This window comes from Arthrobacter sp. T572 (assembly GCF_056780115.1).
This window is the reverse complement of sequence record NZ_JBRAZQ010000002.1, coordinates 3,122,990-3,146,256: the sequence shown is the minus strand read 5'-3', so window position 1 is coordinate 3,146,256 and position 23,267 is coordinate 3,122,990. Positions and strand designations below refer to the sequence as shown.

17 protein-coding genes are annotated in these 23,267 nt (G+C 64.7%); 12 read left to right on the top strand and 5 right to left on the bottom strand.

What is annotated here, in order from left to right; translation table 11 throughout:
- Nucleotides 1-52 precede the first annotated feature (52 nt).
- From ACUYMZ_RS15790 to ACUYMZ_RS15770, 5 genes are all read left to right on the top strand, one after another.
- Nucleotides 53-1,096 (top strand): LLM class flavin-dependent oxidoreductase, encoded by a 1,044-nt coding sequence (locus ACUYMZ_RS15790; RefSeq protein ID WP_481604347.1) that lies wholly within the window; start codon nt 53-55, stop codon nt 1,094-1,096.
- A 135-nt stretch (nt 1,097-1,231) separates the two neighbouring features.
- Nucleotides 1,232-2,143 carry a glutaminase gene (locus ACUYMZ_RS15785; RefSeq protein ID WP_481604345.1) on the top strand — a complete coding sequence of 304 codons (912 nt, stop codon included), beginning with the start codon at nt 1,232-1,234 and terminating at the stop codon, nt 2,141-2,143.
- A 103-nt stretch (nt 2,144-2,246) separates the two neighbouring features.
- Nucleotides 2,247-3,524 carry a uroporphyrinogen-III C-methyltransferase gene (gene cobA, locus ACUYMZ_RS15780; RefSeq protein ID WP_481604343.1) on the top strand — a complete coding sequence of 426 codons (1,278 nt, stop codon included), beginning with the start codon at nt 2,247-2,249 and terminating at the stop codon, nt 3,522-3,524.
- A 101-nt stretch (nt 3,525-3,625) separates the two neighbouring features.
- Nucleotides 3,626-5,092: an FAD-dependent oxidoreductase gene (locus ACUYMZ_RS15775; RefSeq protein ID WP_426003766.1), complete on the top strand. Its 1,467-nt coding sequence runs from the start codon at nt 3,626-3,628 to the stop codon at nt 5,090-5,092.
- A 62-nt stretch (nt 5,093-5,154) separates the two neighbouring features.
- Complete coding sequence (locus ACUYMZ_RS15770) at nt 5,155-6,519, top strand: MBL fold metallo-hydrolase (RefSeq protein ID WP_481604340.1); 1,365 nt, start codon at nt 5,155-5,157, stop codon at nt 6,517-6,519.
- 4 nt (nt 6,520-6,523) lie between these two features.
- Here the strand turns inward: ACUYMZ_RS15770 and ACUYMZ_RS15765 are convergent, their stop codons facing one another.
- From ACUYMZ_RS15765 to ACUYMZ_RS15755, 3 genes are all read right to left on the bottom strand, one after another.
- The gene (locus ACUYMZ_RS15765; protein WP_426003764.1) at nt 6,524-7,210 is read right to left on the bottom strand and encodes a FadR/GntR family transcriptional regulator; all 687 of its coding nucleotides are present in this window, start codon (nt 7,208-7,210) and stop codon (nt 6,524-6,526) included.
- Nucleotides 7,207-8,475 (bottom strand): MFS transporter, encoded by a 1,269-nt coding sequence (locus ACUYMZ_RS15760; protein ID WP_481604338.1) that lies wholly within the window; start codon nt 8,473-8,475, stop codon nt 7,207-7,209. Before ACUYMZ_RS15760 ends, ACUYMZ_RS15765 begins: the two co-directional genes overlap by 4 nt.
- A gap of 96 nt (nt 8,476-8,571) precedes the next feature.
- Nucleotides 8,572-10,014 carry a PucR family transcriptional regulator gene (locus ACUYMZ_RS15755; RefSeq protein WP_426003762.1) on the bottom strand — a complete coding sequence of 481 codons (1,443 nt, stop codon included), beginning with the start codon at nt 10,012-10,014 and terminating at the stop codon, nt 8,572-8,574.
- Between the two features lie 144 nt (nt 10,015-10,158).
- On the opposite strand from ACUYMZ_RS15755, the gene ACUYMZ_RS15750 reads away from it, so the two are divergent.
- Together ACUYMZ_RS15750 and gabT are read left to right on the top strand one after the other, a co-directional pair.
- The gene (locus ACUYMZ_RS15750; protein ID WP_426003761.1) at nt 10,159-11,589 is read left to right on the top strand and encodes an aminobutyraldehyde dehydrogenase; all 1,431 of its coding nucleotides are present in this window, start codon (nt 10,159-10,161) and stop codon (nt 11,587-11,589) included.
- 47 nt (nt 11,590-11,636) lie between these two features.
- Nucleotides 11,637-13,007: a 4-aminobutyrate--2-oxoglutarate transaminase gene (gabT, locus tag ACUYMZ_RS15745; RefSeq protein WP_481604335.1), complete on the top strand. Its 1,371-nt coding sequence runs from the start codon at nt 11,637-11,639 to the stop codon at nt 13,005-13,007.
- Between the two features lie 184 nt (nt 13,008-13,191).
- Here the strand turns inward: gabT and ACUYMZ_RS15740 are convergent, their stop codons facing one another.
- Nucleotides 13,192-15,462 carry a polysaccharide lyase 8 family protein gene (locus tag ACUYMZ_RS15740; protein WP_481604333.1) on the bottom strand — a complete coding sequence of 757 codons (2,271 nt, stop codon included), beginning with the start codon at nt 15,460-15,462 and terminating at the stop codon, nt 13,192-13,194.
- A gap of 305 nt (nt 15,463-15,767) precedes the next feature.
- Nucleotides 15,768-16,844 carry an EamA family transporter RarD gene (gene rarD / locus ACUYMZ_RS15735; RefSeq protein WP_481604331.1) on the bottom strand — a complete coding sequence of 359 codons (1,077 nt, stop codon included), beginning with the start codon at nt 16,842-16,844 and terminating at the stop codon, nt 15,768-15,770.
- Between the two features lie 129 nt (nt 16,845-16,973).
- Here rarD and ACUYMZ_RS15730 point away from each other — a divergent pair, with 129 nt between their 5' ends.
- The 5 genes from ACUYMZ_RS15730 (at nt 16,974) to ACUYMZ_RS15710 (ending at nt 23,085) form a co-directional block, all read left to right on the top strand.
- Entirely contained in the window at nt 16,974-18,407 is a 1,434-nt protein-coding gene (locus ACUYMZ_RS15730) for an FAD-dependent oxidoreductase (protein WP_481604329.1), read from the top strand.
- A gap of 130 nt (nt 18,408-18,537) precedes the next feature.
- Nucleotides 18,538-19,890, top strand: coding sequence for a GAF domain-containing protein (locus ACUYMZ_RS15725; RefSeq protein ID WP_442422946.1), 1,353 nt, complete (start codon nt 18,538-18,540; stop codon nt 19,888-19,890).
- Nucleotides 19,891-19,989: 99 nt separating this feature from the next.
- Nucleotides 19,990-21,513 (top strand): acetaldehyde dehydrogenase ExaC, encoded by a 1,524-nt coding sequence (gene exaC, locus ACUYMZ_RS15720; protein WP_481604326.1) that lies wholly within the window; start codon nt 19,990-19,992, stop codon nt 21,511-21,513.
- A 94-nt stretch (nt 21,514-21,607) separates the two neighbouring features.
- A complete protein-coding gene (gene adhP, locus ACUYMZ_RS15715) occupies nt 21,608-22,630 on the top strand; it encodes an alcohol dehydrogenase AdhP (protein WP_481604324.1) in 1,023 nt (340 codons plus the stop codon).
- Nucleotides 22,630-23,085, top strand: coding sequence for a DUF779 domain-containing protein (locus ACUYMZ_RS15710; protein WP_481604322.1), 456 nt, complete (start codon nt 22,630-22,632; stop codon nt 23,083-23,085). The genes adhP and ACUYMZ_RS15710 overlap by 1 nt, the downstream gene beginning before the upstream one ends.
- Nucleotides 23,086-23,267: the final 182 nt, after the last annotated feature.

Here is a 23,267-nt window from a genome sequence, read left to right as displayed (position 1 = left end):
ATAGAAGGGGCCCGGGCGGAATGACCGGCGGCGGATCTGCGTTGTGACGGGCATGCACAAGAAACGGATCGGCTTCCTGTCCTTCGGTCACTGGGCCCGCGTTCCCGGTTCACTGGTTCCCACGGCCGGTGAGGCCCTCAAACAGGGGATCGAACTCGCTGTCGCGGCCGAGGAACTTGGTATTGATGGTGCCTTTTTCCGCGTGCACCACTTTGCCCGTCAGCAGGCCTCGCCCTTCCCCTTGCTGAGCGCCATTGCGGCCAGAACCAGCCGTATCGAAATGGGTACCGGCGTGATCGACATGCGGTACGAGAACCCCCTCTATATGGCCGAGGAAGCAGCAGCCACTGACCTGATCAGCGATGGAAGGCTGCAGCTCGGTGTGAGCCGTGGTTCACCCGAGCCCGCCCTGAACGGTGCCGCCAACTTTGGCTATGTTCCGGCGGAGGGCGAGGACGGCGGTGACATGGCCCGCCGTCATACTGCCCTGTTCCGCAAGGCGATCGCGGGCCACGGGGTAGCCCAGGCTGATCCGCACTACGCCGGAGGGGCCACCGGGCTTCTCCCGATCCAACCTCTCTCGAAAGGCCTGCCGAATCGGATCTGGTGGGGCGCAGGAACCCGCAAGACGGCTGTGTGGGCAGCTGAGCAGGGCATGAACCTCATGAGCTCCACCCTGCTGACCGAAGACACCGGCGTACCCTTCGACCAGCTCCAAGCCGAGCAGATCCAGATGTTCCGCGACGCCTGGACTGCCGCTGGGCACGACTTCGAGCCCCGGGTTTCGGTGAGCCGCAGCATCATCCCGATCGTCGACGCCGAGGACAACCACTACTTTGGCCTTCGCGCCCAAGCCGACAGCCAAGACCAGGTAGGGATCCTCGACGGCGCCCTGTCGCGTTTCGGGAAGAGCTACATCGGCTCGCCCGAGCAACTCGCCGAGGAACTCTCGCAGGATGCTGCGGTCCAGTCCGCAGATACTGTGCTGCTCACGGTCCCGAACCAGCTCGGCGTCGAGTACAACGCGAAGCTGCTGGGGAACGTGGCAAAGCACGTCGCGCCTGCCTTCGGTTGGGAGGCTGCCCGGGCGGGCTAGGTCGGCGGGTTTCCGGGACGGGCGCCGGGCATCGAGTAGTGTTTTTGGCTGTGCGCATGCACCAAAGACACTGAAACACGTGCCCGGCCTCCCTTCAAAGACGAAGGGTGACCCGGCTGAGACAGAGGCCGACCCATGGATATCCAAAACCTGCTCGAAGACATCGCAGGAGCTGTTCAACCCCAGATAGGCCAAGGACAAGTGGCCGGTTACATTCCACAGCTCGGTGCTGTTGACCCCCACCAGTTCGGGATATCCCTGGTCACCAAGGACGGTGAGGTGTTCTCAGCCGGTGATGCGCACGTGGAGTTCTCCATCCAGAGCATCTCCAAGGTCTTCGCCTTGGCGTTGGTGCTCTCCAGCGATGGCGACGGAATCTGGAAGCGGGTGTTCCGCGAACCTTCGGGCAACCCGTTCAATTCGCTAGTCCAGCTGGAAAGCGAAGACGGGATACCCCGGAACCCGTTCATCAACGCCGGGGCGATCGTCGTGACGGACAGGCTGTTGAGTCTGACGGGAGATGCCGCCGGAGCCGTCCGTGCCTTGATGAGGCGGGAATCGGGAAACGCCCTGGTGGACACGGACCATAGGGTGGCCACCTCGGAACTGGAGAGCGGGCACCGCAATGCCTCGCTGGCGCACTTCCTGGCCAGCTGCGGCAACCTGGAGAATCCCGTGGATGAGGTCCTGGAGTCCTACGCGCAGCAGTGCGCCTTGGCCATGACGTGCCAGGACCTTGCCCTGGCCGCCCGGTTCCTCGCATCCAATGGGCTGGGAGCCGAGGGGGAGTTGGTGCTCTCGCCCGCCCAGACAAAGCGGATCAACGCGGTCATGCTGACGTGCGGTACGTACGATGCCGCGGGTGAGTTCGCTTACAGGGTGGGCCTCCCCGGGAAGAGCGGCGTCGGAGGCGGGATTGTTGCAGTTGTTCCCGGCAAATGCGCCATCAGCGTCTGGAGCCCTGGTTTGGGGCGTTCCGGCAACTCGGTGGCGGGTGTGGCTGCCTTGGATGAGTTCACCACCAGGACTGGCTGGTCGGTCTTTTAGCAAGCCTGCGGATTTGAAACTGTTTGTGACGCTGCATTACCCAGCGTTACCGGGTGTGTCCGGGCCTTTGAAGCATATTACGCGCCAGCCCTACAGTTTTTTCATGGCAATTCAGGACATATACCCCACCGCACTGCGGCTTCTCGGCCGCCCGGTGCTGGTGGTGGGCGGCGGACCCGTAGCCGCGCGCCGCGCCAAGGGGCTGCTCGACGCCGGCGCGAAAGTTACGGTGGTCGCTCCCGTTGCCTCTGACAAACTTCGCGCTTTGGTCGATTCGGGCCTGCTCGCTTGGGAGTCCCGCGAATACCGGGCGGAAGACCTCGACGGCGTCTGGTTCGTCCAGACGGCAACCGGCGCTGCCGCCGTGGACACCCAGGTGGCGGCCGACGCCGAAGCGCAGCGCATCTGGTGCGTCAATGCCTCCGACCATGAAGCATCGGCTGCCTGGACCCCCGCGGTGGCCGAGGTGGACGATGTCAAGATCGCCATCAACGCCGGGGGAGACCCGCGCCGCGCCATGGCTCTGCGTGACGCCGTGGCTACGGCGCTCGAATCCGGCGATCTTCCCCTTCGCCGCCACCGCAAGGCATCGGCCGCCGGTCATGGAAGCATCGGATCCGTGGCACTCGTTGGCGGTGGGCCGGGGGATACCGGCCTGATCACTGTGCGCGGCCGCCGCCTGCTGGGCCAGGCCGACGTCGTAGTTGCTGACCGTCTTGGACCGCGCGGGTTGCTCCAGGGGCTGGCCCCTGACGTGCGCGTCATCGAGGTCGGCAAGACACCTGGCCATCACCCGGTTCCGCAATTGGAGATCAACCGCATCCTTGTCGAGGAGGCCCTGAAGGGCAACCGTGTGGTCCGCCTCAAAGGCGGCGACCCCTATGTCCTGGGGCGCGGCGGTGAGGAAGCAGAATTCTGCCGGCAGAACGGCGTCGAGGTTGAAGTGGTGTCCGGCGTGACCTCAGCGATCTCCGTTCCTGCCGCCGCCGGCATCCCCGTAACGCACCGTGGGCTGGCCAAGGGTTTCAGCGTGGTGACCGGCCACGAAGAGCTTTCGGAAGTCCCCGCACGCCCCGACCACACTGTGGTGTTGCTCATGGGAGTGGCCCAATTGCGCGAGTCTGCGGCTGCCCTGGCCGCCTCGGGTCTGCCTTTGGACACTCCAGTAGGTATCGTAGAAAACGGGTATTTGCCGGAGCAGCGCGTCACGATCGGCACGTTGGAGACCATCGCGGACCAGGCGGAAGCCGTCGGCGTGGCCAACCCAGCAGTCATTGTGATCGGCGATGTTGTCCGCGTCAGCCCCTTTGCACCCCAGCACTTCAAGACCGCTGACTACAGCACCATTACCCCCAACCGTCCCCGCGTCCGCACCAACTAGCCCCCGGCCCAACTAGGTAGCAGCAAAGCACGTTTTGAGCCCTCAAAACGCGCACAACTGCGACTCAGTTGGGAGGCCCGAAAAGAAGAAGGAACACAGCCGTGTCAACTAGCACCACCGTAGGTTCTGCGGACCGTCCGCTTCGCGTCGCCGTCATCGGCTCCGGCCCGGCCGGCGTGTACGCAGCCGACATCCTGACCAAGAGCGAAGCCGTCAAGAGCGGCGAACTCAACGTCAGCATCGACCTGTTCGACCGCTATCCGGCACCTTACGGCCTGATCCGTTACGGCGTCGCTCCGGACCACCCCCGCATCAAGGGCATCGTGAACGCCCTCCACAAGGTCCTGGACCGCGGCGACATCCGTTTCTTCGGCAACGTGGACTACGGCACGGACCTGTCCATCGAGGACCTCCGCAAGCACTACGACGCCGTCATCTTCGCCACCGGCGCCATCAAGGATGCCGACCTGAACATCCCCGGCATCGAGCTGGAGGGCTCCTTCGGCGGCGCCGACTTCGTCTCCTGGTACGACGGACACCCGGACGTTCCGCGCGAATGGCCGCTGGACGCCAAGGAAATCGCCGTGCTTGGCAACGGCAACGTGGCGCTGGACGTCGCCCGCGTCCTGTCCAAGCACGCCGATGACCTCCTGGTCACCGAAATCCCGGACAACGTCTACGCCGGCCTGAAGAACTCCCCGGTCACCGACGTTCACGTGTTCGGCCGCCGTGGCCCTGCACAGGTGAAGTTCACGCCGCTGGAACTGCGCGAACTCTCGCACTCGAAGGACGTGGACATCATCCTCTACGCCGAGGACTTCGAGTTCGACGAAGAGTCCGACCGCCAGGTCCAGACCAACAACCAGACCAAGACCATGGTTGGCACACTCACCAACTGGATTGCCGAGCAGCCGGAGGACCTCTCCGAGCTCAAGGCTTCCCGCCGCCTGCACCTGCACTTCCTGCACAGCCCGGTGGAGATCGTCGATTCTCCGGAGACCCCGGGCAAGGTTGCCGGCATCAAGTTCGAGCGCACCGAACTGGACGGCACGGGCAACGCCCGCGGCACCGGCGAGTTCATCGACTACCCCGTCCAGGCCGTGTACCGCGCCATCGGCTACTTCGGTTCTGCCCTGCCGGACGTCGAGTTCGACCACAAGAAGGGCGTTGTGACCAACGACGGCGGCCGCGTCCTGGACGCCGACGGCCAGCACGTCCCGGGCCTCTACGCAACGGGTTGGATCAAGCGTGGTCCGGTTGGCCTGATCGGCCACACCAAGGGCGACGCCCTGGAGACCGTCACCTACCTGCTGGAGGACCGCGAAAACCTGCCGTTCGCCGAGGTCCCTTCGGCAGATGCAGTGGTGGAACTCCTCGACAGCCGCGGCGTGCAGTTCACCAGCTGGGAAGGCTGGCTTGCCCTGGACGCCCATGAACTCGCCCTTGGCGCAGCGGCAACCGAGGCCGGAGGTTCGCACGGTGTTGAGGTTACCCGCGAACGCATCAAGGTGGTTCCGCGCGAGGACATGGTCAACATCTCCCGCGACGGCGTAGCCGCGCAGGTCTAGTTCTTCATTTTTCATCAACGCGGGGCCACTGCTGGTGGCCCCGCGTTGTTTTAATCTGGGGTATGGACGTCGTGGTGATCGAGACACCCCAGCTGGGGGACCGCAGCTACCTGGTCCACGACGGTTCAGTGGCGCTGGTGATCGATCCGCAGCGGGACATTGACCGGGTGGAATCAGCGGCTCTTGCTGCGGGCGTCCGCATCACGCACGTGGCCGAAACCCACCTGCACAACGACTACGTCACCGGGGGCTTGATCCTTGCGGAGAAACACGGTGCCGCCTATCTGGTGAACGGGGCAGATCCCGTCTCCTTTGCGCGGACCGCCGTGGCGGACGGGGATGTCTTCTCCGTGGGCCGCCTGTCCGTGCGGGTGGTCGCCACGCCAGGCCACACCCACACGCACCTCGCGTACGTAGTGCACGACGGCGGCACGGAAGCCGTGTTTTCCGGCGGCAGCTTGCTCTACGGCTCGGTGGGGCGGACGGACCTGGTGTCACCCGGGCAGACCGCGGCGTTGGCCCACGCGCAGTATTCTTCTGTCCGTCGACTGGCGGACTCGGCGCACCCGGAGGCCGCGCTCTATCCCACCCACGGTTTTGGATCCTTCTGCTCCATTGGCCCGGCGAGCCACCAGGATTCATCTACCTTGGCCGAGCAGTCAGCACACAACCACGCCCTCACCGATCCGAGTGAAGAGCACTTCGTGGCCGAGTTGCTCGCCAACATCACGGCGTACCCTGCGTACTACGCGCACATGAGCCCGCTCAATGCAGCCGGTCCGGCACCGGCGGACCTGGGCATTCCGGACTCCGTTGAACCCGGGGAGCTGCGACGCCGGCTCTTGGCCGGAGAGTGGGTGGTGGACCTCCGGCACCGGATTGCTTTCGCGGAGGATCACCTGGAAGGCAGTGTAGCTTTCGAGTACGGCAACGGCTCGAACTTCACCAGCTACCTCGGCTGGGTGATCCCGTGGGAACAGCCGCTCACGCTCCTGGGCTCACACGAGGACGTGGGGAAAGCGATCCGCGACCTGGCGAGGATCGGCATCGACAGTCCGGATGCCGCCGTCGGACTTTCCGGCGGAGCTGCCTTGGAAGTCCTGGCGCCGGGCGCACCGCGGTCCGGCTACCCCCACGCAGACTGGAGCCTGCTGCTGAAGGAGCGCGCTCAGGATGACGTGGTCCTGGATGTGCGGCGGCCCGAGGAGTTCGCAGCCTCGCATGTGCAGGATGCCGTGAATGTACCCGTGTATGAACTCCTTGCCCGGATGACCGAACTGCCGGAAGCCAGGGTGTGGGTGCACTGCGCCACCGGGTACCGGGCGAGTGTGGCAGCGAGTTTGCTGGACAGGGCTGGCCGGGACGTGGTGCTCATCAACGCCCGGTTCAAGGACGCGGCCGGCGCGGGGATCCGGCTGGTGCCCTAGGACGTCAGAACTGGACGGGGGTCTTGTCGGCGCAGAAGTCCAGGTTCCGGTAGACGCTGGAGACGGCGGCCTCGGGGTCGTGGGCTTCGAGGGCATCCACCAGCTCGTCATGGCCCTCGCGGGGGATTCCGTTGAAGCCGTCCGTGCGCTGCTGGCGGAGGAGGTCGTTGTGGAACACCCCGCCAAAGGACACGTAGAGCTGGTGCAGCAGGGGATTGCCGGATGCCAGCGCAACCCGTTCGTGGAACTCCCAATCGGCGGAGGCCCAGGTGGGGTAGTCCTCGGCGAGCCAGGCATCGTGCCGGAGGGACAGCAAGCGGCGCATCTCGGCGATGTCCTCAACCGTGGCGTGCTTGGTGGCCAGCCGGGCAGCTTGGGTATCGAGCCCGAGGCGGACCTCCACAATGTGTTCCTGGGTGTGCTCCTGGTACATGCGCTGGGCTGCTCCGGAGATCTCGCTGTTGGCCCGCACATACGTGCCGTCGCCGCGGCGCACTTCCAGCATCCCTGAGTGCGCCAACGCCTTGATGGCCTCGCGCAGGGTGCCCCGCGAAACCCCCAGCGTTGCCATAAGCTCAGGCTCTGCAGGAATGCGCTCCTGCAGCGGCCACTCGCCGGTCTTGATCATGTCCCGCAGCTTGGCCGTGATCTCCTCGGCGAGGGCCGGGCGGTGCGAAGGGGTCAGGGTCATGCTGTCCTCGGTTGGGTCTTGGATTCAGTGCGCTTGCTGGTGAGAAGGTGGCACGTGACCATGAGCGCCACGGCCACGATGGACAGCAGGCTCAGCGGCAACACCCAGCCCCCGGTGGCGCTGTGGAGCAGCCCCATGCCAAAGGGGCCGATGGCCGCAATCAAGTATCCCAGCGATTGGGCGATGGTGGAGAGTGCGGTGGTTTCCGCCGTCGACTTTCCGCTGCGGCTGATGATCACCAGGACCAGCGGGAAGATGCCAAGGCCGAAGCCAAACAGGACGGCGGGAATGACAGCCAACGAGGTGGGGAGCCACAGCATGGTGCCGATGGCCGCCAGGGTGGAGCTGCTCGCCAGATACAGAGCCGGGCGCAGCATGCCGGGACGGGAGCCGACCGCGAGCAGGACCATGCCTGCGGCAACGGAGACCAGCTGCATGACGCCGAACTGCAGGCCGCTTTCCGAGGCGCTCAGGCCCTGCGAGGTGAGGATGTAGGCGAACCAGCTCATCACGGCGTAGGCCAGGAACGCCTGGAAGGTGAAGATCGCTGTGATGAGGATGCCGAGGCGGGTGCGGAGCAGCGGCCACATGGAGACGGTGGGGCGCTGGCCCTTGGGAGTGTTGCGGTGGGTGTGCAGGACCACGGGCAGGAACCCCAGGAGCGCGGCAACACCCAGGAGCCCCCACGCGGCCAGGCCCATGGACGGCGAACCCAACTGTTGCGCCAGCGGAACGCTCACGGCCGCGGCGAAGGTGGCCCCGCCAGACATGGTGAACGTGTAAAGGCCGGTCATCATGGACATCCGGTCTGCATGGTGCTCCCGGATGAAGGACGGCATGGCCACGTTGCACACAGCAAGCCCGGACATGGCCAGGACGGTGCCGGCCAGGAGGGCTCCGGTGGCGGGAACCGCACGGACCAGCAGACCACCCGCCAGCAGGGCCATGGCGATGAAGATCGCCTTCTCGACGCCCACCCGGCGCGTCAGCCAGGAGGTCGCAAGGCCGGCAACGGCGAAGCACAGCAGCGGAATCGAGGGCAGGATGGAGGCCACGAGCGCGCCGTAGCCCAGCACCTGCTGCAGGTCATGGAACAGTGCGGCGGCGCTGGTGATCCCGGCGCGAAGGTTCAGCCCGATGAGGACCACGGCCACCACACCGACGACGGCGACCATCCGCGTTTTGGGGGCGCGGGTGGTTGCTGCTCCTGCTGGAGAGATCGTGGGGATGTTTCCTGGGGTGGGTTCTACTGAAGTCGCGGCCATGGTTTAAAGGTTAGACGTTTGACGTCTAATGTCTACACTTCTGTGGCGAATCTCTCCGGCCGGGCAGGCACTTACGTGAGTCCCGCCGTCGAGCGCTTACCGCGGGTTGCGGGAGCCCAGCCGCTGGACCGCCAAAGCCAGCCACAGTTGCACACGGTCCTGCGTCTGCGAAGGGTCGTACCCCGTGAGTTCGGTGATCTGGGCCAGCCGGTAGCGGACGGTGTTGCGGTGCAGGGTCAAGGCCTCGGCCACCGCGGCCACGGAGCCGTTGTGGTTCAGGTAGCTTTCCAGGGTGGTGACAAGTTCGGCGCCATGGGCTGCATCGAACTTCCGCAGCGGGGTGAGGGATTCACTGGCCATGTCCGCCAACGGCACGTCCTCGCTCGCCAGGAGCAGGGAAGTCAGGCTGAGCCGCTCGGGTTCGTTCACCGGCAAGCCATGCGCCACGGCGTCGCGGGCCTCGAAGTAGCTCCACCGGAGCCCGTTGGGCTTGGTATAGGCGCCGCCGATTCCGATGACCGCGTGGATGCCCGCCTCCTGCAGGTGGTCGCTGAGATTTTTTGCGAGGGCGGTTGCTGAACTGCCGTCGTCGGCGACCGCCACCACCAGGTCCTTCCCGACGACGGCGCTGACGCCGGCTTCCAGCGACTGCGGCAAGGAGATGCTGACCAACTGCTTGTGGTGCGCCGTGGATTCCGCCACGAGGACCACGTTCTTGCGGGTGCTGTTGATGCCCACGCCTGCCAGGCGCCGGGCCGCCTCGATGGTCTCCAGGGTTCCATGGATGACGTCGTCCAGCACCTGCCCGGCCATGGCGCGCTGGGCCTGCCGCTGTTTGACCATGTTGTTCAGCTCCACGCTGATGAGGTTCTGTGCGTAGCTGACGATGCCGGAGTCCACGAAAGGCTGCCGCAACCACAGTGTGCAGGCGTCCCTGCGGCCGGTAGGGATCGGGTACGAAGCCCAGCCATCCGCCGTCGGGGCCGGTTTGCCGGGGACGCTGTTGTACAACTGCGCGCTGAACTGGGTGAGCACCACGTCGGTACGCAGCATGCTGCCCAGTTGCTTGAGGAGCTCGGACAGGCCGCCGCCGGTGAGGAGTGCGCGGGCCAGGATCTGGTGTCCGGCCAGGAGCCGTTCGAGGTTGGAGTAGTGATCCGCCGAATGGGATTCGGCCACCAGCTTGCCGATGGCGATGAACGGGATCTCGTACGGGACTTCCACCAGCGGCAGTCCCCAGCGGTTGGCCTCGGCGGTCAGGGCATCCGGGACCGACTCGTGCGTGAGCCCGATACCGAAACCAATGCCGACGGCGCCTGCGCGCTGGACCTGCCGGACAAAGCGTCGCTGGTCGGCGGCGCTCTTGAGGCGCAGGCCGGTGGTGAGGACCAACTCTCCGCCGCTGAGGAACCGCTGCGGATCCTCCAGTTCCGTCACCGCAACCCAACTGATGTCCTGGTTCCAGGTGGTCTCGGCGAGGCCGGTTTTCCGGAGCTTCAGGGAGGGGACAGCGACGAGCGAAGCGAGGGACATTGCCATGCTTCCAAGCTTAACCTGCTACTGGGCAAGCGCACTAAGCGCAGTGTTCTTGTGTGTGCAGCTGACTATTCCTTGCGTCACGTTGCTGGCATAGGCTCTGAAAAGCTAAACCCATGCCCAGACACCGAAAGAGGGTTGCACACCGTGGTTCAAACCTTGCAGAACTTCATCAACGGCGAGTTCGTTACGCCGTCAGGTACGGGTCTCCTGGATGTGGTGAATCCCACCAACGGGGAGATCGTGGCCAAGTCGCCCATTTCGGTGCAGGCGGACGTCGATGCTGCCATGGCCGCCGCGAGCGAGGCTTTCAAGACCTGGAAGCACGTCACGCCGGGCCAACGCCAGCTCATGCTGCTCAAGCTCGCCGATGCGGTGGAAGCCAACAGCGACGAACTCGTTGAAGCCCAGCACCGCAACACCGGCCAGGTCCGTTCCCTGATCGCCTCCGAGGAAGTTGCCGCCGGCGCCGACCAGCTCCGCTTCTTCGCAGGAGCCGCTCGTCTGCTCGAAGGCAAGTCCGCCGGCGAGTACTTCGAGGGCCACACCTCCTACGTGCGCCGCGAACCGATCGGCGTCGTGGCCCAGGTCGCTCCGTGGAACTACCCGTTCCTCATGGCCATTTGGAAGATCGGCCCCGCCCTGGCTGCCGGCAACACCGTGGTGCTCAAGCCCTCGGACACCACCCCTGAATCCACCCTGGTACTGGCACGCCTGGCAGGCGAGATCTTCCCGGCCGGTGTCCTCAACGTGGTCCTGGGTACCGGCGAGACCGGATCGCTCATGGTCGAACACAAGGTTCCCGGCCTGGTGTCCATCACCGGTTCCGTCCGCGCAGGCATCGCCGTTGCCAGCGGCGCAGCCAAGGGCCTCAAGCGTGCCCACCTGGAACTCGGTGGCAAGGCTCCCGCGATCGTGTTCAAGGACGCCGACATCAAGAAGAGCGCCGCGGCCATCGCCGAGTTCGCCTTCTTCAACGCAGGCCAGGACTGCACCGCGATCACCCGCGTACTCATCGAGGACTCTGTCCACGATGACGTTGTGGCCGCAATGGTGGAGCACACCAAGACCCTGCAGACCGGTTCGCAGAACGACGAAGACAACTACTTCGGCCCGCTGAACAACGTCAACCACTTCAACGCAGTGACCTCCGTGGTGGAGAGCCTGCCGGCGAACTGCAAGATCGTCACTGGTGGCCACCGTGCGGGCGAGAAGGGCTTCTTCTTCGAGCCCACCATCATCACCGGCGCCAAGCAGAGCGACGACGTCGTCCAGAAGGAAACGTTCGGACCCGTCATCACCGTCCAGAAGTTCAGCACCGAGGCCGAAGCGCTCGAGCTGGCCAACGACGTCGAGTACGCCCTGGCGTCCAGCGTCTGGACCACGGACCACGGCACGGCCATGCGCATGAGCCGCGACCTGGACTTCGGCGCCGTCTGGATCAACACCCACATCCTGCTGACCGCAGAGATGCCCCACGGTGGCTTCAAGCAGTCCGGCTACGGCAAGGACCTCTCCATGTACGGCGTCGAGGACTACACGCGCATCAAGCACGTGATGTCCGCACTGGATGCATAGCGCTGTCGCGTAAGAATTTCCCCGTTTTTTAGAAAGGCAACCCCCTCATGACCACCACCGCGAACGAGCTCTCGTACCGCATCGAGCAGAAGCGCAACATCAACGGCGCTTTCCCCGGCCCCAAGTCGCAGGCACTGGCTGAGCGCCGCTCCGCCGTCGTTGCTGCCGGTGTCGCCTCCGGCGTCCCCGTCTACGTCGAAGACGCCGACGGCGGCATCATCCGCGACGTCGACGGCAACTCCTTCATCGACCTCGGCTCCGGCATCGCAGTGACCAGCGTCGGCGCATCGGATCCGGCCGTCGTCGCCGCCGTCCAGGAAGCCGCCGCGCACTTCACCCACACCTGCTTCATGGTGACCCCGTACGAGGGCTACGTCGCCGTGGCCGAGCAGCTCAACCGCCTCACCCCGGGCGACCACGCCAAGCGCACGGTGCTGTTCAACTCCGGCGCCGAAGCCGTGGAAAACGCCGTCAAGGTTGCCCGCCTGGCCACCGGCCGCGACGCCGTCGTAGCTTTCGACCACGCCTACCACGGCCGCACCAACCTGACCATGGCACTGACCGCCAAGGCCATGCCGTACAAGACCAACTTCGGCCCGTTCGCGCCCGAGGTCTACCGCATGCCCATGAGCTACCCGTTCCGCGAAGAGAACCCGGAAATCACCGGTGCCGAGGCTGCCAAGCGTGCCATCACCATGATCGAGAAGCAGATCGGCGGCGACCAGGTAGCCGCGATCATCATCGAACCCATCCAGGGTGAAGGTGGCTTCATTGTCCCGGCCGAAGGCTTCCTTCCGGCACTGTCCGCATGGGCCAAGGAAAAGGGCATCGTGTTCATCGCCGACGAGGTCCAGTCCGGCTTCTGCCGTACGGGCGAATGGTTCGCCGTGGACCACGAAGGTGTTGTTCCGGACATCATCACCATGGCCAAGGGCATCGCCGGCGGTATGCCGCTCTCCGCGATCACCGGCCGCGCCGACCTGCTCGACGCCGTCCACCCGGGTGGCCTCGGCGGCACCTACGGTGGAAACCCGGTGGCCTGTGCAGCAGCGCTTGCCGCGATCGACACCATGGAGCAGCACGACCTCAACGGCCGCGCACGCCACATCGAAGAGCTCGCCCTGGGTAAGCTCCGCGAACTGGCAACAGAGTTGTCCGCAAGCGGGGGTTCCGTGGTTGGCGACGTCCGTGGCCGTGGCGCCATGCTGGCCATCGAACTCGTCCAGGCCGGTTCCAAGGAACCGAACGCCGAGCTCACCAAGGCTGTCGCGGCCGCTTGCCTCCAGGAAGGCGTCGTCATCCTGACCTGCGGTACCTACGGCAACGTCATCCGCCTGCTCCCGCCGCTGGTTATCAGCGACGAACTGCTGCTGGACGGCCTCGAGGTCCTGGCCAAGGCCATCAAGGCCAACGCGTAAGCTTTCAGCGCACGAGGCGGGACGGGGGTTCAATTCCCCCGGCCCGCCTCTTCTGCGTTAGTCGCCGAGTTCGCGGGAACCCGGCCATATCGTGGGAGCTTTGCCTGCGATCTCGCGCCCCTCCCGCGAACTCGGCCTCGGGCGGGGGCGTCGGTTCCAGTGAACGCCCGACGGCGGCACTTGCCTAGGTGCCGAGCGTCAGGTTCTTTTGGTGGCCGTGTCCGTCGAGCTGGACCTCAAGCGTGCTGGGACCACTGAGGATCGTCCCCTCATCCGCGCTGACCAGTTTGCTCCAAATGCCGGGCACGGTGACCCGGACACTGGCCTGCGTACGGGACGGATCCGCGACGGAAACGGTCAGCGTTCCGTCAACACGGTGCGCCGCAAGCGTGCAGGGTCCCGAAACCGTGTAGCCCTCCGCGCTGCCCGCTGCGTAGAAGTTGGCCATGACCAGCCCTTCCTTGTCCAGCCCGATCATCTGGATGTCCGCCGAGTTGGCGAGGACCTTCACGTCTGGATGAGCGGATTGGTAGAACGTGGCCTCGTGGGACGCGGCCGGCAACGCCATGTAGGCATAGCCCGATCCGGCGGGATCCTTTCCGTGCCGGTGGGTGAACGTGACGTAGTCCCGCGTGACGGCATCCTTGCTTCCGCCGGTGTCCGCCCCGGAGTTGATGTCGTACCAGCTACCCGTCCTGCGGATGACGGCCAATTCGGCAGTGCCGGTCACGCCCGGAGCATCCAGGAGCACGTACCCGCCGTGTCCCTCAATGTGGAGCGAGCGCGTGATCCGGACGGCCGGATCACCCGGGAGGAGGGTGCGGTTCCGTGCATCGGTTCGCAGCACCGGAACGTTTCCGGCCTCGAAGGACCGGTTCTCCAGCGTCGTCCGGACCGACGCCCCGCCTGTTCCCGTAATTCCTGCACCGAGGCACACCAGGGCGTCGTCAAGGAAGAACCACGACTTCCGGCCGGACAGCGACTTGTTGTGGTTGAGATGGTCCATGCCCACCACGCCCCACCGGCCGTTGACTGTCAGCCCACCGGCGAAGGCCTGGTAGGCGCGCGGGATTCCGGTACCGGCACTTCCGGCGCCACTGGTGCGCTGCTGGTCGTTGACCGTGGTTCCGGGGAGTGCATAAGGATCCACTGTCGGCCAGAATCCGGCGCTGAACTGGGCAGGGTCCTGCCGGGTGTAGATGAAGGTCATGCCGTCGCCCTGGTACCAGCCCAGGTTGTTCTCGCTGTTGCCCCACTCATACCGGCCGATGCGGTTGGAAGACAGGTTGACCGTGCAGCCCCATTGCGGCCGATGATGCACCAACCGGTCCTGGTCGGCAAACATGCGGCTGTAGACCGGGGCAGGGGTTGCCGTGACGGCAGCATCGGACAGCACCGTGAGGGACAGCAGGGACTTCGCCAGGCTTTGGGTCGGGTGGCCCACCAGTTTCTGGTCGGCGCACCGTTCCAGCCAGCCCTTGGCCAGGGAAAGGAACCGGGACCTGTAGGGCTCTTCGCACCCTGGTGCCAGGAGAAGGACTGCGGAGATCAAACCGAAGCCGCTGACGTAGTCCGGTTCCCTTTGCCTCGAAACAGCCCGGCCGCGGATGGTGTCCATGATTCGTCCGTCCCAAACGAAGGGGGCGAAAGTGTTTTCCACGGCATCAAGGAGCACGGTCTGCTTGGGGTCGTTCACAGCCCAGGTGCTGCCGCCCAGCATGGCGATGATCTCCGCGATGCCGGCCAACGCCACCACCCCGTACGTTCCGGCATAGGGAAGGTAGCTGTGCTGGACGAAGGAGCCGTCCGTGTAAAAGCCGTCCCCCTTGCTGACGTACGTGAAGACGCTGTTCTTCCCTCCGCGCATCGTGTCACTCAGGGCATCCCGGCCCAGGGCGATTTCCTCGGGCTTGTTGTCCAGGATGCCCCGCATGCAGCAAGCCAGGGACTTGTCCACGGTTTTGCGCGGCACTCCGATTTCCCAGAACCACCAGTTGCCTGCCGCCCGGATCGTGGAGTTGTACGCGGTGTCGCTGAGCAATTGCAGTCCGGTCACGATGTCTGCCGCCAGCTCGGAGTTGCCCGCGTAGGGGCTCCCCGGAACCGCGTATCCCAAAGCCATGTCATAGAGTCGGTTGAAGTGGAGGCCCAGATTGCCCGTAGCGGTGGCGGATTGGCCGATTCCGGTCAGGGGAATGTCATTCCACAGGGACGTCCGGACTGGTGCCTTGTCCATGGAGCCCCACCATTTTTCAGCGGTTTGCCCCATGCCCGCCAGTTGTCCGGCCAGGTCCGGGACGCCCTCTGCGCTTCGGCTGCCCGTGAGGACCAGACGGCGGCGATCGATGAGTTCGGCGAGCCCGGCGGGCGCGGCCAGGGCGGGGCCTGCCTGGGAAAGCAAGGCTCCGACGAGTGCTGCTGCGCCCACGGTACGGAAGAGGGTCCTGCGGCTCATGCGGTGTCCTGTTGAGTTCACAACTGCTCCGTTTCGAGAGGGTCGGCGTAACTGACTGGCAGAAGCGGTTGCTCCCGGCCCTGGGAACAACCACTACTGCGAGCTACGTGGGAAAAGTTTCCGCAACCCTATGCCGGGTCCACGTGCACCTCAACAGAAGTGAACAAAAGTGCTCAGGACAACTTCCTCCGTAACGAGCAGGCAGCGCCGAAGGATCGTCCACGGGATCGCTGGAAAGTTGCGCCTACGTGGGGAAACTTCCCGCGAAGGCGCATGCCTCCAGCGAACTCGGCGAGCGAGCCGACTCAGGCCGCGTCCAGCCGGGCTTTCTTCTTCAAAACGGAGTTCTTGCGGGCGGTCCGGAGCATGTCAATGGTCAACAAAAGCAGGGCCAGCCACACCACGAAGAAGCCGATCCAGCGGGCTGTGGTCATGGTCTCGTTGAAGATGGTCAGCGCCACGACGAACTGGAGCACGGGTGCAAAGTACTGCAGCAGGCCGATGGTGGTCATGGGCAAACGCCTCGCGGAAGCACCGAAGAAGAGAAGTGGCACGGCGGTTATGACGCCGGAGGCCAGGATCAGCCAGAAGTGCGCCGGGCCCTGGGTTGTCAGGGTGGCTGCGCCGGTAGTGCCCAGCACCACCATGGTCACGGCGGCGAACGGAGCCAGGACCACGGTCTCTACGGACAAGCTGGTGATGGCGTCCACCTTGGGCCCTACACGCTTCTTCACGAAGCCGTAGAGGCCAAAACTGAAAGCCAGCATCAAGGCGATCCACGGCAACTGCCCGTAGGAGTAGGTAAGGACACCCACGGCTACAAAACCGATGCCAACCGCCGTCCACTGGAGCGGCCGCAGCTTCTCCTTAAGGACGAAAACGCCCAGCAGCACGGAAACCAGAGGGTTGATGAAGTAGCCAAGGGATGTTTCCACGGCATGGCCCGTGGTGACGCCAAAAGTGTAGGTCAGCCAGTTAATGGCGATCAGGACTGCCGCCAGGGCGAGCGGACCCATGATGGTCCGGTCCCTCATGGCCCGCCCGAGGACCTTCCACGTCCGTGTGACGGTGATCAGCAATGCACAGAAGAGCAGCGACCACACCACACGGTTGGCAACGATCTCGACGGCCCCGGCCGGCTGCAGCACGAAGAAGTAGATGGGGAGCAGGCCCCACAATCCGTAGGCTCCGATGCCGAACAGGATTCCGGTGGTGGTTTCGCTGCGCACGGGCTTGCCGCCCGAAGTACTCCCGACGCCCGTTCCCTTGCCGCCGCCCCCGTCTGCCGCCGTCGTGGGTTGTGCTGCGGATGATGTGGGAAGGATCTGCTCAGGTGTCGACACAAAGGCGCCAACACCGCGACCCGGCGCAATATTCCGCAATGTTCGGCTTGTTTTTAGGATTCTTTGTGACTCGTGCCATATAGGCGGTGGGCCCGGGGGTGCGTGTCTAGAATTGGAATCTGCGCGCCCCGACCACGGGCGTGGCTCACTGCTTCGGAAGGGCTTTCGGTGTCCAACTCAGCCACCTCTCCCCAACGTCCGCTTCGCGTTGCCATTGTGGGCGCGGGTCCCGCAGGTGTGTACGCGGCGGACATCCTCACCAAGTCCAACGAAGTCAAGGGCGGCGACGTTGAGGTCAGCATCGACCTCTTCGAGGCCTACCCGGCACCCTACGGCCTGATCCGGTACGGTGTGGCCCCGGACCATCCGCGCATCAAGGGAATCGTCAACGCGCTCCACAAGGTCCTGGACCGCGGCGATATCCGGTTTTTGGGCAACGTCACGTATGGGCGCGACCTGACCCTCCACGACTTCCGTTCCTTCTACGACGCCGTGATTTTCTCCACCGGTGCCATCAAGGACGCTGACCTGAACATCCCCGGGATCGAGCTGCAGGGTTCGTTTGGCGGTGCCGATTTCGTGTCCTGGTACGACGGCCATCCGGACGTTCCGCGTGACTGGCCATTGGAAGCCAGGGAGATCGCGGTCATTGGCAATGGAAACGTGGCGCTGGATGTTGCCCGCATGTTGGCCAAGCATCCCGAGGAACTGTTGGTTACCGAGATTCCGGACAACGTGTACCAGGGACTGATGAAGTCGCCCGTCACGGATGTCCACGTCTTTGGCCGCCGTGGCCCCGCCCAGGTCAAGTTCACGCCGCTGGAACTGCGGGAACTTTCGCACTGCAAGGACGTGGACATTGTCCTGTACCCCGAAGACTTCGAGTTCGACGAGGCATCGGATGAGGCCATCCGCACCAACAACCAGACCAAGACCATGGTCAACACCTTGACCAACTGGCTGGTGGAAGAACACGCCGAGTCGGAGCAGCCGTCCTCGCGCCGCCTGCACCTCCACTTCCTGCACAGTCCGGTGGAGATCCTCGATTCCCCCGAAACTCCCGGCAAAGTGTCAGCGATCAAGTTCGAGCGGATGGAGCTCGATGGCACGGGCAACGCGAAAGGGACGGGGGAGTTCCTGGAGTACCCGGTCCAGGCCGTGTACCGCGCCATCGGGTATCACGGTTCGCCGCTGGACGAGCTGCCGTATGACGCCCGCCGCGGCGTCATTCCGAACGACGGCGGCCGCGTCCTGGACGCCGATGGCCAACCGGTCCCGGGCATCTACGCCACGGGCTGGATCAAGCGCGGCCCCGTCGGCTTGATCGGTCACACCAAGGGCGATGCACTGGAGACCATTGGCTGCCTGCTGGAGGATCGGCTCAACCTGCCACCGGCCACCAACCCGGATCCGCAGGCCATCATCGATCTCCTGGAGGAACGCGGCATCGAGTACACCACGTGGGAGGGCTGGAACCGTCTGGACGCCCACGAACTCGCACTTGGTTCGGCCTGGTCAGACGCTCCTGAAGCCGACGGCGTGGTGCGCGAACGCATCAAGGTGGTTCCCCGCGAGGAGATGATCCGGATTTCCCGCGGCTGAAACACAGCTGGCGGACGGCCCACGCCCACCCGGTCCGGTAAGCCGGCAGCGGTACACAAAGTGTGCGGCCGGAATTAGACTGACCCGTACCGTCTGCCGTCAGCACACCTTTTTGCCGCCAGGGAGTTCGATGAAGAGCCCGATCCACCCGCCTGTTCCGGGCAATGATGCCCCGGAGCTGTTGCAGCGGCGTGCCCTGTCCGGCCATGAGCAGCTCGGAACCCTGTCCGCAGGTGAGGTCATTCCCGGCCTCCGCAGCCTGGTCCGTGAGTCTTGGCAGCGTTCTGCCGGTTTCAAGGCCAACCCGGATGTCGCAGAGGCTCCGCTGGCCATGGACCGTGACGAGCTGGAGGATTACCGCCGTCAGCACCCCCTGGCCACGATCATGCCCGTCATCCGGAAGTTGCTGGTCCAGCCCAGCCACGACAGTGGCCTGTTGGTGGCGGTCGGCGACGACGTCGGACGCCTGCTGTGGGTGGACGGGGATCCCGTCATGCAGCGCCGTGCGGAGAGCATGATGTTCGTCGCCGGCGCTGATTGGTCCGAGGCGTCCGTGGGGACCAGCGCCCCGGGCACGGCCTTGGCGGTGAACCGGAGCATCCAGATCGCCGGTGCGGAGCATTTCAAGCGTTCGGTCCATCCGTGGAGTTGCACGGCGGTTCCTTTCCATGACCCGGACAGCGGTGCAGTGCTGGGCGTCGTGGACATCACCGGAACGGAGACCGCCGTCGCCCCGCACACTGTTTCCTTGGTGGAGGCTACCGTTGCCGCGGCCCAGGCGCAGTTGCGCATCGAGCGGCTTCAGCTCGCCGCTTCGGCACGCGAGAAACCACGACGCCGGCACTCGCCGTCCGCGCGCGGGGGCGATGAGCGCCGGAACACGCTCTACCGCAACAGCCTGCAGTTGCTGGGGCGGGACCAGGCCCTGCTGAGCATCGGCGGACGTACTGTAGCGTTGTCGGCCCGCCACAGCGAGATCCTGGCGATTTTGGGCAGCCACCCTGCCGGGCTTAGCGCGGAGGAGTTGTGCGCCCGGTTGTACCCCGGCGACGGATCAGCCGTTACGCTCCGGGCCGAGATGGTGCGGCTCCGCAAAGTCATCCAGGAGCTCAGCCCCGAGGCTGTTCCTGAGTCGCGCCCGTACCGGCTGCCCGTGGAGTTGCTGCCGGATGCCGGACAGGTGCTGACCTGCCTGCAACGTGGCGCCCACCGTATCGCCTTGGAAATCTACAAAGGTGCGGTTTTGCCGCGTTCGGAGGCGCCCGGCGTCGTGCAGTTGCGTGAGCGCGTGTCGCACCTGCTGCGCGAAGCGCTGCTGAGCGACGGCAGCGTGGACTCGCTGCTGAAGTACGCGCAGTTGCCTGAGGCGAAGTACGACGCCGACCTCCGCCTTGCCGTCCTTAAGCTCCTTCCGCCGCGGTCGCCCAAGCGCGCCGCCGTGGTGGCCGACCTTGAACGGCTCGAAAGCGAAATGACTGCATAGTGATCTGATTCACACGGTTGCAACGTTGCTGCAACCTTCCCGCTCCTAGGCTCACATCAACGGCGACAGCCACCGTTATTTGCAGCAAAGGAGCCAGCAATGACTGTTTACGCACAGCCCGGTGCGGAGGGATCAAAGGTCACGTTCAAGGACCGGTACGAGAACTGGATCGGTGGGGAATGGGTTGCCCCGGTCAAGGGCGGCTACTTCGAGAACATCACGCCGGTGACGGGCAAGGCCTTCTGTGAGGTTGCCCGCGGAACGGCAGAGGACATTGAACTTGCGCTCGACGCAGCCCACAAAGCGGCACCCTCCTGGGGAAAGACCTCCGCGGCCGAGCGTGCGGCCATCCTGAACAAGATCGCGGACCGCATTGACGAGAACGTGGAACTGCTCGCGGTGGCCGAAACCTGGGACAACGGCAAGCCGGTTCGCGAGACCCTCAACGCCGACATCCCGCTGGCCGCTGACCACTTCCGCTATTTCGCCTCGGCGGTCCGCGCCCAGGAAGGCGGACTCTCCCAACTGGATGAGGACACCACGGCTTACCACTTCAAGGAGCCGCTGGGCGTTGTCGGCCAGATCATCCCCTGGAACTTCCCCATCCTCATGGCCGTCTGGAAGCTGGCACCGGCACTCGCGGCCGGAAACGCGGTTGTCCTCAAGCCGGCTGAGCAGACCCCCACGTCCATCCTGGTCCTGATGGAACTGATCAGTGATCTCCTGCCGGCCGGCGTCGTCAACGTGGTCAACGGCTTTGGCGTGGAGGCGGGCAAGCCGCTGGCGTCCAGCCCGCGTATCCGGAAGATCGCGTTCACCGGGGAGACCACTACTGGCCGCCTGATCAGCCAGTACGCGTCCAACAACCTGATTCCGGTCACGCTGGAGCTGGGCGGCAAGAGTCCCAATATCTTCTTCGACGACGTCGCAGCCCAGAACGACGCCTTCTACGACAAAGCCCAGGAAGGCTTCACACTCTTCGCGTTCAACCAGGGCGAAGTCTGCACCTGCCCGTCCCGTGCCCTGGTTCAGGAAGGCATCTACGACTCTTTCATGAGCGACGTCGTAGCCCGCACCAACAAGATCATCCAGGGCAACCCACTGGACACGGACACCCAGATCGGCGCCCAGGCCTCCAATGACCAATTGGAGAAGATCCTGTCCTACATCGACATCGGAAAGCAGGAAGGCGCCAAGGTCCTCACCGGCGGTGCCCGGGCCGAGCTTTCCGGTGACCTGGCCGGCGGGTACTACGTCCAGCCCACCATCTTCGAAGGCCACAACCGGATGCGGATCTTCCAGGAGGAGATCTTCGGTCCGGTGGTCTCGGTGACGCGCTTCAGCGACTACAACGACGCCATCGGCATCGCCAACGACACCCTCTACGGACTCGGTGCCGGTGTCTGGTCCCGCAACGGGAACGTCGCCTACCGTGCCGGCCGCGAAATCCAGGCCGGCCGGGTCTGGGTCAACAACTACCACGCGTATCCGGCAGGGGCTGCCTTCGGCGGATACAAGTCATCAGGCATCGGCCGTGAGAACCACGCCATGATGCTGGACCACTACCAGCAGACCAAGAACCTGCTGGTCAGCTACAACGAGAACAAACTCGGCTTCTTCTAAAAGCCTGTGCACGGCAGCCGCCCTCCGCTGGTCCCTGTGGGCGGCTGCCGTGCACAACCTGTCCTGTTGTCCAAATGAAAAAGGGAGATCGTCAATGTCGACGACCATGCAAGCAGCAGTAGTTACCGAATTTGGAACCGACCTGAAGGTCATGGAGGTTGAACGTCCGACGCCGGGTCCCGGCCAGGCGCTGGTCCGCCTCCTGACGTCCGGGGTTTGTCATACCGACCTGCACGCCGCCGAGGGCGACTGGCCCATCAAACCGACACCTCCGTTCGTCCCGGGACACGAGGGCGTCGGCGAAGTGGTGGAGGTCGGTGATGGCGTCACGGACGTTGCTGTCGGTGACCTGGTGGGCAACGCGTGGCTGTGGTCCGCGTGCGGTGACTGCCAGTATTGCCGCACCGGATGGGAAACCTTGTGCGAGGCCCAGAAAAACGGAGGCTACAGCGTCAACGGATCTTTCGGTCAATACATGCTGGTGGACACACGCTTCGCTGCCCGCATCCCCGCCGGCTCCGATCCTGTGGAAGTTGCCCCCGTCCTGTGTGCGGGCGTCACTGTCTACAAGGGCCTGAAGATGACCGAGGCAAAGCCGGGTCAATGGGTGACGGTCTCCGGAATCGGCGGCCTGGGGCACATCGCAGTCCAGTACGCCGTGGCCATGGGGTTCCGCGTTGCGGCGGTGGACATCGCTGATGACAAGCTGGCGCTGGCGCGTGAACATGGTGCAGAGGTGACCGTCAATGCCTTGCATGAAGACCCGGCCGAGGTGATCCAGCGGGAAACCGGCGGCTCGCACGGCGTGCTGGTGACGGCGGTGCATCCCTCAGCTTTCGGCCAGGCGATCGGCATGGCCCGGCGTGGTGGAACGATCGTCTTCAACGGCTTGCCTCCCGGAGACTTCCCGGCACCGATCTTCGACATTGTCCTCAAAGGCCTCACGGTCCGCGGTTCGATCGTGGGTACCCGCCAGGATCTTGAGGAAGCTCTGGACTTCTATGCCCAGGGCAAGATCAAGCCAACCGTCTCCACCCGTGAACTTTCCGAGGTCAACGCGGTCCTGGACGAGATGAAGCATGCCAAGATCGACGGCCGCGTGGTGCTGACGTTCTGATGGACAGGATCCAGCCGCAGGAGGACATCAGTGCGCAGCCTGTTCTTGAAGCCTCGGTGACGCTGCCCGGCGAGGACTTTTCCCGGGTAGCCCTCACCGGTGACGCTGTGGACCTGCTGCGCAAGCTCTGGGACCAGCATGGACCCTTGATGTTCCACCAGTCCGGCGGGTGCTGTGATGGTTCGGCGCCGATGTGCTACCCGGCCGGTGATTTCCTGACCGGGGATTCGGATGTCCTGCTGGGCAGGTTCGACATCGGCACGGCAGGAGATGCCAAGCCACTGGGGTTCTGGATGTCCAGGGAGCAATTTGCGTACTGGTCGCACACCCACCTCACGGTGGACGTAGTGGCCGGCCGGGGGAGTGGATTCTCCGTGGAGTCTCCGGAAGGAAAGAGGTTCCTGATCCGTTCCACGCTGATGGACTGGGACGTTCCTGATGTCAGACAGGACTGATCGTCATTTCTGATAACGATGCGGCGCGAAAGGGCCCCGGTTTGCCGATCTACCGGCAATCCGGGGCCTTTGTGCGGGCAAAGACTAGACAACCCGGGAGTCACATCTGCACCACCAGCCACAGGAAAACGTGGTTCGTCTCACTATTCGGGACAAATATGGTCGTCCATCGGCTGGACACT